Here is a 13,111-nt window from a genome sequence, read left to right on the forward strand (position 1 = left end):
CCGGCGTCGAGCTCCTCGGTCATGACGCGGTCACCCCCCGTTCCCCGGAGGTCCCCGGGGACGGCCGCTCCTCCGGAGCCCCTTCCTCCGAAGCCCGCTCGCCCGGCGCCCGCGCCATCTCCGCCGCGGCGCGCCGTACCGCCCGGACGATGTTGGTGTAGCCGGTGCACCGGCACAGGTTGCCCTCCAGGCCCCGGCGGACGTCCTCCTTGGAGGGGTCGGGGTCGTCGCGGAGCAGGTCGATCGCCGCCATGATCATGCCCGGGGTGCAGTAGCCGCACTGCAGGGCGTGCTCGGCGTGGAAGGCCTCCTGCATGGGATGCCACCGGCCGCCCTGTGCCAGGCCCTCGACCGTGACGACCTCGCTCCCGTCGGCCTGTACGGCCAGCACCGAGCAGCTCTTGGCGCTGCGGCCGTCGAGCGTCACCGTGCAGGCGCCGCAGTTGCCGGTGTCGCAGCCGACGGGGGTCCCCGTCTTGCCGAGGCGGTCTCTGAGCAGGTGGACGAGGAGGAGGCGCGGCTCGACCTCCTCCTCGTAGGTGACTCCGTCGACGCTGACGGTGATCCGAGGCATACGTCCTCCAGGCACGCCCCTGAGGGGCGGGAGAGATGGAAGCCGACATCAGTGAACGTACGCCCCTGTCCTGCCCGGTCAAGGTTTTCGCCAAGCCGGGGTTCACGCCAGCGGAAGGTCAGCTTCCCCGGTGCGCGGGCCGCGGACGCGGCGATCGGCCTCGCCCGTCCGGTCGTCATCGTCCGGCTCCCAGGCGGACGCCGTGTCCCGGACGATAGGGGAGGACTGTTGGTCACAAAAGAGAGCACCGCTCTTGAGTCTGGCGCTCAATAGTGAGAGCATTGCTCTCGCAAAGAAGCGCTGTTCCTCCCCTTGGTCCCAGGAGCCCCCCATGAACCGTGCCCGGCTCACCGCCTCGGCCTTCGCCGCAGGCGGCGTCCTTTTCCTGATCTACCAGGCCGCCCGGCCCTACGCCGACGAGAGCACCCTGGAGGGCGCCGCGGCGATGGCCTCCCCCTCCTGGACGGCCGTCCACCTGGCCGCGTCGGTCGGGTTCGTCCTCGTCTCGCTGGGGATCCTCGGCCTCTACCTCGTGCTCGGCCGGAGTCGCCTCCTGCCCGCCGCGGTCGTGACCTGGCTCGGCGCGGGGCTGACGCTGCCCTACTACGGCGCCGAGACGTTCGGCCTGCGGGTGATCGGGGCGCGGGCCGTACGGGACCACGACGCCGGCCTGATCGAGCTCGTCGACCAGTTCCGCTTCACACCCGCGGCGGTCGCCATGTTCGCCGCCGGCCTCGCGCTGCTCGCCGTGGGCGTCGTCATGGCGGCGGTGGAGATCCGGCGCTCCGGTGCTCTCCCGCGGTGGAGCGGCGTCCCGCTGGCGGTGGGGTTCGTCCTGTTCATCCCGCAGTTCTACGGCTCGCCGGCGATCCGGATCGCGCACGGCGCGCTGCTCGCCGCGGGCGGTCTCTGGCTGGCGTACGAGCTGTGGAGGGCGAACGGCCGCGTGATCGCCCCGGCCGGGACGGCGTCCGCAGCGGCGGCCGGATCGGTGGCCGTGGACGCGGCCCGCTGACGGTGACGGCTGACGGCGGCCGGACGGCCCGGGTACGGCGGAGCCCCGCCGTACCCGGGCGGACGTGTGCTGCGACGAGGAGCGGACACGTGTTCACCCATGACCCTCGGACCCGCCGGCGCCTCCGGGACACCGGAGCGGTCAGCGGCGGATCAGCCGGGCGAGGATGGTGATCAGCCCCGCGACGCCCAGGCCCCCCAGGACGGCCGGAAGCATGATCAGCGGCTCGATCGACGGCCGGCCGATGAGGACGACCCCGGCGGCGATGAAGATCATGCCGCTGAGCAGGGCCATCCAGTCCGTACGGTGCACCCGTCCGCGGCGGGGCCGCTCCACCTCAGGCCGCACGACGCACCTCCACGTCTCCGATGCCCGCGCTGACCCGCAGGACGATGGTCGCCACGTCGCCCTTCGGCTGCACCTCCGGCTCCAGCACCCTGACGTGCCGGACACCGGTGCCGCCCTGGGTCATCTGATCGATCTTCACATCGCCCACCTTGGCGTACCCCTCGACCTCGACCCGTGCCGTCGGCGGCACGATCACCTCCATCTCGCCTATCGTCACCGACGCCTCCACGAGCGTGCGCGAGCCCGCGGGGAGCGGCAGCGTGCTCAGGTCGACGGTGCCGTCGCCGACGCCGATCGCGTAGCCTCCTCCGCCCTCCTCGGTGACCTCCGACATCGTGGTGGGCGCCCACTCGTAGGTGCCGAAGCGCCCCGGCATGCCGGTCAGCAGCGACGCCGTCACCACGGCGATCGAGACGAGGGTGCCCACCGCGACGAGGGCCGCACCCCGGCCGAACCACGCGGCGACGAGGAGACCGCAGCCGATGGTGATCAGCGCCGCGCCGCCGGCGGTCGTCACGGCGGCCGTCATGTCCGCCGTCCCGAAGGCCGGGTGGGCCGCCAGGGTGAGCCCGCCGACGATCAGCGCGAGGATCAGGGTGACGCCCGCCACGAACGACCTGGGCCGCCGGGGCCGGTCGGCCCGTTCGATCCGCTCGCGCCGGGCGGACGTCTCGACCGGCCCGCCGATCAGGGAGAGGTCGTAGGGGGCGCCGTAGTCGCCGGGAGGGCCGCCGTAGCGGCGGTCGTACGGCTGCCGCATGTGGGGGTCCAGCGGCCGGTAGGGCCCGTAGGGGGAGAACGGCTCGCCGGAGGAGTCGTAGGAGGGGGTGGCCGGCCCCGCCGGAGAGCCGGGGTACGGCGGTCCGGTGAGCCGGTCGCCCTCGCCGGGCCACGGCCCGGCGGGCCGGTCGTCCTCGCGGGACGGCCCCGCGGAGGACGCGGACGCCGGTTCCGGCACCGGGCCGGTCGCGGGGAACGCCTCGGTCCGCGGCTCCGCGGGGGAGTCCCCGGCGGGCGGCCCGGCGGGGAAGGTCCCGGTCACGGGCTCGGCGGGGGAGGCCGCGGTCACGGACTCGGGCCGAGGCTCGGCGGGCGGGGCGGCGGGCTCCGGGAGGCGCTCGGTGACCCCGGACGCGCCCGGCGCCGCCGCGGGGCGGCTCCCGGCGGGCCGGGCCGGCGCGGCCGGTTCCCGCGGCGCGGCGTGCGGCGCCTCCGAGCCGAAGGCGGACGACCCGGCCGGGTCGAAGACGGCCGTCCCCGCGAGGGGCCCGCCGTACGGACCGGCGTGCCGCTCGTGCCACGGGCCGCCGTGGGGGCCGCGAGGGTCACCGTACGGCGTGCCGGACCCGGCGGGGACGCGGCTGCCGCGCAGCCGCTCCGGCAGGGACCGCATCGTGGCCAGCAGGTCGGCCCCGCGCGCGTGCGCGGCCATCAGGGCGATGGCGAAGAGCGTGCCGACCACGACCGTTCCGGTGCCGATGCCGCCGGAGGACACGTTCACGATCAGGCCGAGGGTGAACACCCCCGCCAGCAGCGCCAGCACGGTCTCGCCGTCGAAGGACCGCCGGGTCCACTGCTCCATGTATCCCGGGCCGCCGTCCGGCTCCCGCATCAGCAGGAACGCCGCCACGTACAGCATGATGCCGATGCCGGAGCCGAGGACCAGCATCGCGAAGCCGATGCGGAACAGCAGCGGGTCGACGCCGGCGTGGCGGCCGAGACCGGCGCAGACGCCGGTGAGCATGCGGCCCTCGTCGCTGCGCCGGAGCGGTCCCCGCTCGCCGGACGCGAGGGGGGACGACGGGCCGGTCCCGGAGGCGGAGTGGGACGACGAGCCGGTGGGGGGGCTCGCCGGGTCGTGGGCGTTCCCGGAATCGGTCATGTCACCCATCGTGGCCTTCCCGCCTCCCGGGCCGCATCCGGGACACCCCTGAACGGTCCCCGAGGATGCGGGCCGCCGTCAGGGTCGCATCAGGGGAACGCCTGATGCGCTGGCAGACTCTCACATGTGACGATGCAGACGATATGGCTGACCGAGAGACTATTCGTGACGCGGCCCCGGTGACCTCCGGAGAGCCCGCCCCCTTCCCCCGGCTGGTGCGCCCCGTCCAGGGACGCCTGGTCGCCGGGGTGGCCGAGGGCGCCGCCGCACAGCTGCGGCTCGACCCCGTCGTGCTGCGGCTGGCGTTCGTGCTGCTCACCGTCCTGGACGGGATCGGCGCGGTGGCGTACGCGGCGCTGTGGCTGTTCACGTCGCGCGAGCCGTACGAGGGCAAGGAGCCCGCCCGCGACTGGAGTCAGGTCGCCTCCTACGCGGCGGTTGGGCTGGCGCTGCTGGCGCTGGGCTGGCTCACCGGCGCCCGGACGGGCGGGATCGGCGCCTGGCCGATCGCGGTCGGCGGGATCGGCTCGCTGATCCTGTGGCAGCAGGCCGACCCCGACCGGCGGCGACGCTGGATGAGCACGACGGTCGGCCAGGTGCGCCGGAACCGGGTGCGCACGTTCGCCGGTCTGGTGCTGGTCGTCGTGGGCGCGATCGGCTTCCTGGTGGCCACCGACGAGCTGGACGCGGCCCGGCCCGGCATCGTGTTCACGCTCGTCGTCGTCGGCGGTGTCGCGCTCATCGCGGCCCCCTGGCTGGCCGCGCTGTGGAAGGAACTGCAGCGCGAGCGCCGCGAGCGCATCCGGCAGGAGGAGCGCGCCGAGGTGGCCGCGCACGTGCACGACTCCGTGCTGCACACGCTGACGCTGATCCAGCGCAACGCCGACGATCCCCGCGAGGTGGCGCGGCTGGCCCGCTCCCAGGAGCGTGAGCTGCGCAACTGGCTCTACCAGCCCAAGCAGGACGCCGACGCGTCCCTGGCCGCGGCCGTGCGCCGGGTCGCGGCCGAGGAGGAGGACGCGCACGGCGTCCCGATCGAGGTCGTCTGCGTGGGCGACTGCCCGCTGACCCCCGAGCTGTCGTCGATGATGCAGGCGGCCAGACAGGCTATGGTCAATGCGGCGAAATACTCCGGATCCTCCGTCATCTCCGTCTACGCCGAGGCGGAGCCGGAGGAGGTCACCGTCTTCGTCCGGGACCGCGGCGCCGGGTTCGACATGGACCAGGTGCCCGAGGACCGGATGGGCATCCGCCAGTCGATCATCGGCCGGATGGAGCGCAACGGAGGCGGCGCCCGCATCCGGACCGAGCCCGGAGAGGGCACCGAAGTCATGTTGACCATGAAGCTGGAGAAGGCGTGACCGAGCGGGCCCGGAGCGGCGGTGGCCGGCGCGGGCGGTCCGCGAGGCGCGTTGGGGAGGGTGCATGGGCGCCATCAGGGTTCTGATCGTCGACGACCACCGGCTGTTCCGCTCGGGGGTCCGCGCGGAGCTGGGCGACTCCATCGAGGTGGTGGGCGAGGCCGAGGACGTCGAGTCCGCCGTCCGGGCGATCGGCGAGCTGACGCCGGACGTGGTCCTGCTCGACGTGCACATGCCCGGCGGGGGCGGCCAGGAGGTGCTGCGCCGCGTCCTGGGCGCGGGCTCGCAGGTCCGTTTCCTGGCGCTGTCGGTCTCCGACGCCGCCGAGGACGTCATCGGGGTGATCCGTGGCGGCGCCCGGGGCTACGTCACCAAGAACATCAGCGGCCGCGAGCTCACCGACGCGATCCGCCGGGTGGCCGAGGGCGACGCGGTGTTCTCGCCGCGGCTGGCCGGTTTCGTGCTGGACGCCTTCGCCTCCAGCGAGGCCCCGCCGATCGACCCCGAGCTCGACTCGCTGACCCAGCGCGAGCGGGAGGTCCTGCGCCTGATCGCCCGCGGCTACGCCTACAAGGAGATCGCCAAGGAGCTGTTCATCTCGGTGAAGACCGTGGAGACCCACGTCTCGTCCGTGCTGCGCAAGCTCCAGCTCTCCAACCGCCACGAGCTGTCCCGCTGGGCCACCGCGCGCCGCCTGGTCTGACGGGGCCGCCGCCCTCCCGCTCTGACGGGGGCCGCCGCGCCGGCCTGCTCTGACGGGGCCGCCGTCCGCCTGCCGTACGGTCCGCACCGCCGTGACGGTCCGGAGGTGCGGCGGGTCCGGACCGGTTCTGACCTGGGAACGAGACCCGCTCTGTACGACTTGTTGCTTATATGCGACTCTGCGAAGTATGGGTCGTGACGTACCCGCGATGGTGTTCAGCCGGGAGGACCGGCGGCGATACCGCGACAAGGTCCGCCGGTGCCTCGACGTCTTCGTGCAGATGCTGCGGGAGTCCCGGTTCGAGTTCGACCATCCCAGGGCCGGGCTGGAGATAGAGCTCAACCTCGTCGACGAGCGCGGCGAGCCCACCATGAGGAACGCCGAGGTGCTGGCGGCGATCGCGCAGCCTGACTGGGGCACCGAGCTCGGCCGGTTCAACGTGGAGATCAACGTCAGCCCGGAGGCCCTGTCGGGAGACGGCGTCGCCCGGCTGGAGAAGGTGGTGCGCGACCGCCTCAACCACGCAGAGGAACGGGCCCGGACGGTCGGCGGGCACCTGATGATGGTCGGCATCCTGCCCACGCTGCGCGAGAGCGACGTGCACGAGGGCACGCTGTCGGCCAACCCCCGCTACAGGCTGCTCAACGAGCAGGTCTTCGCGGCCAGGGGCGAGGACCTGCACCTGCTGATCGAGGGCGAGGAGGTCCTCGACGTCTACGCCGACAGCATCACCCCCGAGGCCGCCTGCACGAGCCTCCAGCTCCATCTCCAGATCAGCCCCCAGGCGTTCGCCGCCAACTGGAACGCGGCGCAGGCCATCGCGGGCCCCCAGGTCGCGGTGGCGGCCAACTCGCCGTACCTGTTCGGCCGCAGGCTCTGGCAGGAGACCCGGATCCCGCTCTTCGAGCAGGCCACCGACACCCGCCCGGTGGAGCTCAAGACGCAGGGGGTGCGGCCCAGGGTGTGGTTCGGGGAGCGGTGGATCACCTCGGTCTTCGACCTGTTCGAGGAGAACGCCCGGTACTTCCCGGCGCTGCTGCCTCTGTGCGACGACGCCGACCCCCGCGAGGAACTGGCCCGCGGGGTCACCCCGCAGCTCGGCGAGCTGACCCTGCACAACGGGACCGTCTACCGGTGGAACCGGCCGGTCTACGCGGTCGTCGGCAACGTCCCGCACCTGCGGGTGGAGAACCGGGTGCTGCCCGCGGGCCCCACGGTCGCGGACATCGCCGCCAACGCCGCCTTCTACTACGGCCTCATGGGGGTGCTGCCGTACGCCGAGCGTCCGGTGTGGACGCGCATGTCCTTCGCCGCCGCCGCCGACAACCTGCACGCCGCCGCCCGGCACGGCCTGGACGCCCGGCTCTACTGGCCGGGGCTCGGCGAGGTGGCCGCCGCCGAGCTGGTCCTGCGGCGGCTGCTGCCGCTCGCCCATGAGGGGCTCGACCGGTGGGAGGTGGACCCGGCCGTCCGCGACCGCCTCCTCGGCATCATCGAGCGGCGCTGCGTGACCGGCAGGACCGGGGCCCACTGGCAGACCGAGACGGTGGAGGCGTACGGCGGCGCCGACCGGCACGAGGCCCTGCGCCGGATGACCCTGAGCTACGTCGAGCACATGCACACCAACGAGCCCGTGCACACCTGGCCGTCCCCCTGATCCGGCCCCCTGATCCGGTCCTCATGATCCCGTCCGTCCGCGCGGCCCGCCCGCCCACCGGCCCCCCTCGCTCCGCCGGGTCGCCTGTCCCGCGCGGCCCGTCCCGCCTGTCCCACCGGCCCCGCCCGTCCCGCACGTCGTGATCAGCGAACGCGCCGGAGTGTAATCGCGCGTGTACCCCGCATGCCGCCGCCCGCTGGGCCACGATGGGGACATGAGCACCTTCCGCCGCGTCGTCCTGGCGCTCCTCCTGCTGGCCGTCACCGTGTCCTGCGGCAGCGAACCCACGGGGAGCGGCGGGGAGCGGCCCGGCGACGACCGGGGAAGCGTCGAGGCCACCACGCCCTCCCCGCTCGGACAGGACTTCGAGTCGGACGTCAGCCTGGCCAGGGGGCTCAGCGAGCAGTACTGGAAGCAGACCTTCGCCGCCGCCGGGATGAGCTACCGGCCCATCAGCGCCTTCATCCCCTACACCGGGCAGAACGGCCCCGCCTGCGGCAACCAGCCCGCGGTGCCGGACAACGCCTTCTACTGCCCCTTCGGGCACTTCGTCGCCTATGACGAGAACTGGATGCGCGGGCTGTACGACCGGATGGGCGACGGCTCCGTCTACGTGATCATCCCGCACGAGCTGGGGCACGCCGTGCAGGCCCAGCTGAACAACGCGGGCGGCCTGAGCATCCAGCGGGAGTTGCAGGCCGACTGCTACGCGGGCGGCACGCTGGGCGCCCTGGTCAGGGGCAACGCCCTTCAGGCCGAACCGGGCGACAAGGACGAGCTGCTGCTCAACCTCGCCGCCGCCGGAGACCCCACCGACGACTGGCTGCGCCCCGACGCCCACGGTACGGCGCAGCAGCGCCAGCAGGTCTTCGCCCGGGGCTACAACGAGGGCACCTCTTCCTGCTGAGTCCCGCTCGGTCCTGTCAGGTTCCGCCGGGACCCGCCGGGATCACCGGTGAATACGCCGGAAGGCTGATGCCGCACCGCCGCGCGCGGCCTACGCTGAGGTCCGGTGATCGACCAGGGGGGTGGGCAATGCGCAGGATGACGCCCGAGATCGGCTGGGCCGTACGGGGCGCCTGCCGCGCGAGCGATCCCGAGCTGTTCTTCCCGCTGACCCAGTCGGCGGAGCAGGAGGCGCGGGCCAAGGCGGTCTGCGCCAGATGTCCGGTGCTGGCCGACTGCCGGGCCTACGCCGTACGGAGCGGGGAACCGGAGGGCATCTGGGGCGGCCTGACCGTGCGGGAGCGGCGCGGCCTGCGCTTCCCCGCCGGATGGCGACGGCCCGCGGCCGGCTGACACCGGAACCGGCTGAGACGGCCCGGGGACGGGACCGGTCCGGAGCGGGCCGCGGGCGGGATCGGCCTGAGGCGGGCTGCGAGCAGGGTCGGTCCGGGGCCGGCCGCGGACGGGACCGGTCCGGGGCGAAGGTTCGGCAGGCGAGCAGGTGAGCAGGCGGAAGGGGAGACATGGGCGAGGTGCGGGCGGGCCGGAAGGCGGGCGGCGGAGGTGACGGGGCCGCGCTCGCGGGCGCGGTGGCCGTGCTGGCGGCGGCCAACGTGCTCAACAACCGGGTCGCGCCGCGTCTGGCCCCGCTGACCTCGGCCGCGGCCACCGGCGCGCTGCTGGCCCTGGCCCGGCGCCGCGGGATCACCTGGGCCGAGATCGGGTTCCGCGACCCCGCCCGGGGACTGCGGATCGGCGGCCTCCTGGTCTCGGCCGTCGCCGGCGGCTACGCGGTGGGGATCGCCCTCCCGGCCACCCGCCCTCTCTTCCGCGACGAGCGGGCGCTGTCGCTGTCGCGCGCCCGTGTCCTGGAGGAGGCGCTCCTGCAGGTGCCGTTCGGCACGGTCCTGCTGGAGGAGGCCGGTTTCCGCGGAGTGCTGCCCGCCCTGGTCGCCCGGTCGCACGGCCCCCGGGTGGCGGCCGCCGTCTCCTCGGTGCTGTTCGGCCTGTGGCATGTGCTCCCGGCGACGGACATGGCCGCCGCCAACCCCGCGCTGACCCGCCTGGCCACCGGTGAGACGTCCGCCGAGACGTCCGCCGAGGGGGCCGGTGAGACGTCCGACGGGACGGCGGTGGAGACGGCGCGGGTGGTGGCCGGGTCGGTGGCGACGACCGCGCTCGCCGGGCTGCTCTTCTGCGAGCTGCGCCGCCGGGGCGGGCTGGCCGCGCCGGCGCTGCTGCACCTCGCCACCAACTCGCTGGGCTACCTGTTCGCCCGGCTGGCCCCCGGCGATCCCGGCGGCACGGCCCGCCGTACGGCCTGAGCGGGGGCCTCCGCCGCACGGCCTGGGCGAGACCTCCGTACGGCCTGAGTGGAACCCTCTGCGGCCTGGGCGGGCCTGAGCCGTACGGTCCGGGGGATGCCGGGCACCCGGACGGCTCAGGCCCGCCGGACGCGACCGGGTCGCGGTCAGTCGGTGGCGAGCGGTCAGTCGGCCGGTCAGTCGGTGGCGACCCGCTGGAAGCTCTCGGCGTAGCCGCCCTCGGGCAGCCCGGCCTCGGACGCGGTCTGGGAGAAGCGCGACCGCAGGAACTCCTCGAAGCCCTCGACGTGGGAGACCTGGCTCGCGTGGGCCCGCAGCGCGGCGATCTTCCGGTCGAAGGCGCCGGTGACGTCGACGAAGTGGTCGGGGGAGGGGCCGCCGTTGAGCCAGACCTCCCGGACCGTCCAGGCGTCCAGGCCCTCGTCGCGCAGCAGTTCGGGGAAGGCGTAGGGGTTGCGGGCGTCGGGGTAGACGGCGTCGAGTGCGCTGGCGCCGACCGCGCGGTGGTCGGGGTGGCTGGGGGCGATGAACGAGTAGTTGCGCTCGGGGCTGTGGGTGATCACCAGGTCGGGCCGCACCTGGCGGATGACCCGGGTGATGTCGCGCCGCAGTTCCAGGCCGGGCACCAGCGTGCCGTCGCGGTGGCCGAGGAAGCGCAGGTCGGTCACGCCGACGGCCTTGGCGGCGGCCGTCTGCTCGGTACGGCGCAGCTCGGCCATGCCCGTGTTGTCCAGCTCGCGGTCGAATCCGCCCGCGTCGCCGTCCGTCACGACGCAGTAGACGACCTCCACCCCGCGGTCGGTGAACCCGGCGATCGTGCCCGCGGCGGCGAAGTCGACGTCGTCGGGATGGGCGGTCACGACGAGCACCCGGTTTATCTCATTCTCAGACAGCATGCCTGACCCTTCCGATGCTTTCCGGTTTCCGCTCATATCCAGCTGTACGTGATTCTGGCAACTTCCCGCGTGTCCGCGGGCATTCCTCCGGGGCGCGGGCCGCGGTTGTCTGCCGGTCGGCCTAATCTAGGTGACGTGTCGATCCCAGCCGCCTCAGTGACCCACCCGTTGCTCGACGGGCTCAACCTCCAGCAGCGCGAGGCCGTGGTGCACCACGGCAGCCCGCTGCTCATCGTCGCGGGCGCGGGGTCGGGCAAGACGCGGGTGCTGACCCACCGCATCGCCTACCTCCTGGAGGAGCGGGGCGCGCGGCCGCAGGAGATCCTCGCGATCACCTTCACGAACAAGGCCGCCCGGGAGATGAAGGAGCGGGTCGACCGGCTCATCGGGCCGCGCTCGGCGGCGATGTGGGTGATGACCTTCCACAGCGCGTGCGTGCGGATCCTGCGCCGGGAGGCGGGGCGGCTGGGCTTCCCCACGAGCTTCTCGATCTACGACCAGGCCGACTCCCAGCGGCTGATGGCGATGGTCTGCCGCGAGATGGACCTCGACCCCAAGCGCTATCCGCCGCGGTCCTTCTCCGCGCAGGTCAGCAACTTCAAGAACGAGCTGGTCGACTACGAGACGGCGGCCGGGCAGGCGGCGAGCCACCTGGAGCGCACGCTCGCCGAGGCGTACCGCACCTACCAGCGGCGGCTGACCGAGGCCGGCGCGATGGACTTCGACGACCTCATCATGATGACGGTCACGCTGTTCCAGCTCTTCCCCGACGTGGCCGAGCACTACCGCCGCCGCTGGCGGCACGTCATGGTCGACGAGTACCAGGACACCAACCACGCCCAGTACACGCTGATCCGCGAGCTGGTCGGCACCCCCGAGCTGCGCACCGCCGACGGCGAGCTGGTCAGGGAGGGCACCGCCGGGATCCCCCCGGCGGAGCTGTGCGTGGTCGGCGACGCCGACCAGTCGATCTACGCCTTCCGCGGCGCGACGATCCGCAACATCCTGGAGTTCGAGCGCGACTATCCCGACGCCAAGACGATCCTGCTGGAGCAGAACTACCGCTCCACCCAGACGATCCTGACCGCGGCCAACGCGGTGATCGCGCGCAACGAGAGCCGCAAGCCGAAGAACCTGTGGTCCGACCAGGGCTCCGGCCCGAAGATCGTCGGCTATGTCGCGGACAACGAGCACGACGAGGCCATGTTCGTCGCGCAGGAGGTCGACCGGCTCTCCGACGAAGAGGACGTCACGCCCGGCCAGGTGGCGGTCTTCTATCGCACCAACGCGGCCTCCCGTGTGTTCGAGGAGGTGTTCATCCGCACCGGCCTGCCGTACAAGGTGGTCGGCGGGGTGCGCTTCTACGAGCGCAAGGAGGTCCGCGACCTGCTGGCCTACCTCCGGGTGCTGGCCAACCCCGGCGACGTCGTCTCGCTGCGCCGCATCCTCAACGTGCCCAAGCGCGGCATCGGCGACCGGGCCGAGGCGATGGTGGAGGCGTTCGCCGCCCGGGAGCGGATCCCCTTCGCCGAGGCGCTCCGGCGGGCCGGCGAGGCGCCGGGGATGGCGACCCGCTCGGTCAACGCCATCAAGGAGTTCCTCGCCCTGCTGGACGACCTGACCGCCAAGGCCGCCACCATGCCGCCGTCGGAGCTGGCCCAGGAGGTGCTGGAGGCCACCGGTTACCGCGCCGAGCTGGCCGCCTCCGGCGATCCCCAGGACGAGAGCCGCCTGGAGAACCTCGACGAGATGATCTCGGTGGCGTCGGAGTTCGAGGAGGCCAACCCCGAGGGCACCCTCGTGGAGTTCCTGGAGCAGGTCTCGCTGGTGGCCGACGCCGACCAGATCCCCGCCGACGACGGGGGCCAGGGAGTGGTCACGCTGATGACCCTGCACACCGCCAAGGGCCTGGAGTTCCCGGTGGTGTTCCTCACCGGCATGGAGGACGGCGTCTTCCCGCACGTGCGCTCGCTGGGCGAGCCCAAGGAGCTGGAGGAGGAGCGCCGCCTGGCCTACGTCGGCATCACCCGGGCCCAGAAGCGGCTCTACGTCTCCCGGGCGGCCGTGCGCAGCGCGTGGGGGGCGCCCGCGTTCAACCCGGCGTCCCGGTTCGTCTCCGAGATCCCCGGTGAGCTGGTCGACTGGCGCACCGATCCGGGGAAGAACGCCTGGGGCGCGGCCACCCGACGGGAGCCGCGTGCCGCCGCGCCCGCGAAGAAGCCCGGCGGCCGGCAGATCCCCAGCCTCATCCCCGGCGACCGCGTCACCCACGACAAGTTCGGCCTCGGCACGGTCGTGTCGGTGGACGGCGTCGCGGAGAAGACCAAGGTGAAGATCGACTTCGGCAGCGCCGACCGGCGGCAGCGGACGCCGTACGGCGAGCCGGCCGTCGTCGCCGGGCGGCG

At 73.4% G+C, this 13,111-nt stretch carries 12 protein-coding genes; 8 read left to right on the forward strand and 4 right to left on the reverse strand.

Annotated elements, in window-relative coordinates:
- Positions 1 to 19 precede the first annotated feature (19 nt).
- Complete coding sequence (locus AB0D67_RS28625) at positions 20 to 574, reverse strand: (2Fe-2S)-binding protein (protein ID WP_362942514.1); 555 nt, start codon at positions 572 to 574, stop codon at positions 20 to 22.
- A gap of 331 nt (positions 575 to 905) precedes the next feature.
- On the opposite strand from AB0D67_RS28625, the gene AB0D67_RS28630 reads away from it, so the two are divergent.
- Entirely contained in the window at positions 906 to 1,589 is a 684-nt protein-coding gene (locus tag AB0D67_RS28630) for a hypothetical protein (protein ID WP_362942517.1), read from the forward strand.
- Positions 1,590 to 1,730: 141 nt separating this feature from the next.
- Here AB0D67_RS28630 and AB0D67_RS28635 read toward each other — a convergent pair whose 3' ends face one another.
- A complete protein-coding gene (locus tag AB0D67_RS28635; RefSeq protein WP_362942520.1) occupies positions 1,731 to 1,937 on the reverse strand; it encodes a hypothetical protein in 207 nt (68 codons plus the stop codon).
- Entirely contained in the window at positions 1,927 to 3,819 is a 1,893-nt protein-coding gene (locus AB0D67_RS28640) for a PspC domain-containing protein (RefSeq protein ID WP_362942523.1), read from the reverse strand. The genes AB0D67_RS28635 and AB0D67_RS28640 overlap by 11 nt, the downstream gene beginning before the upstream one ends.
- A gap of 143 nt (positions 3,820 to 3,962) precedes the next feature.
- Between AB0D67_RS28640 and AB0D67_RS28645 the strand changes: the two genes are divergently transcribed.
- From AB0D67_RS28645 to AB0D67_RS28670, 6 genes are all read left to right on the forward strand, one after another.
- A complete protein-coding gene (locus AB0D67_RS28645) occupies positions 3,963 to 5,180 on the forward strand; it encodes a PspC domain-containing protein (RefSeq protein ID WP_362942526.1) in 1,218 nt (405 codons plus the stop codon).
- Positions 5,181 to 5,244: 64 nt separating this feature from the next.
- Positions 5,245 to 5,883, forward strand: coding sequence for a response regulator transcription factor (locus AB0D67_RS28650; RefSeq protein WP_362942529.1), 639 nt, complete (start codon positions 5,245 to 5,247; stop codon positions 5,881 to 5,883).
- Between the two features lie 187 nt (positions 5,884 to 6,070).
- A complete protein-coding gene (locus AB0D67_RS28655) occupies positions 6,071 to 7,540 on the forward strand; it encodes a glutamate--cysteine ligase (protein ID WP_362942532.1) in 1,470 nt (489 codons plus the stop codon).
- 214 nt (positions 7,541 to 7,754) lie between these two features.
- A complete protein-coding gene (locus AB0D67_RS28660) occupies positions 7,755 to 8,447 on the forward strand; it encodes a neutral zinc metallopeptidase (protein WP_362942535.1) in 693 nt (230 codons plus the stop codon).
- 128 nt (positions 8,448 to 8,575) lie between these two features.
- The gene (locus tag AB0D67_RS28665) at positions 8,576 to 8,839 is read left to right on the forward strand and encodes a WhiB family transcriptional regulator (RefSeq protein ID WP_179819574.1); all 264 of its coding nucleotides are present in this window, start codon (positions 8,576 to 8,578) and stop codon (positions 8,837 to 8,839) included.
- A 170-nt stretch (positions 8,840 to 9,009) separates the two neighbouring features.
- Entirely contained in the window at positions 9,010 to 9,810 is an 801-nt protein-coding gene (locus AB0D67_RS28670) for a CPBP family intramembrane glutamic endopeptidase (RefSeq protein WP_362942538.1), read from the forward strand.
- A 176-nt stretch (positions 9,811 to 9,986) separates the two neighbouring features.
- On the opposite strand, the gene AB0D67_RS28675 is transcribed toward AB0D67_RS28670, so the two are convergent.
- Positions 9,987 to 10,706, reverse strand: coding sequence for a PIG-L deacetylase family protein (locus AB0D67_RS28675; protein ID WP_362942541.1), 720 nt, complete (start codon positions 10,704 to 10,706; stop codon positions 9,987 to 9,989).
- 135 nt (positions 10,707 to 10,841) lie between these two features.
- Here AB0D67_RS28675 and pcrA point away from each other — a divergent pair.
- Positions 10,842 to 13,111, forward strand: a 2,270-nt coding sequence (gene pcrA / locus AB0D67_RS28680) for a DNA helicase PcrA (protein ID WP_362942544.1), incomplete at its 3' end; no start/stop codon positions are given.

The organism is Streptosporangium sp. NPDC048047 (genome assembly GCF_040653115.1).
Taxonomy (GTDB): domain Bacteria; phylum Actinomycetota; class Actinomycetes; order Streptosporangiales; family Streptosporangiaceae; genus Streptosporangium.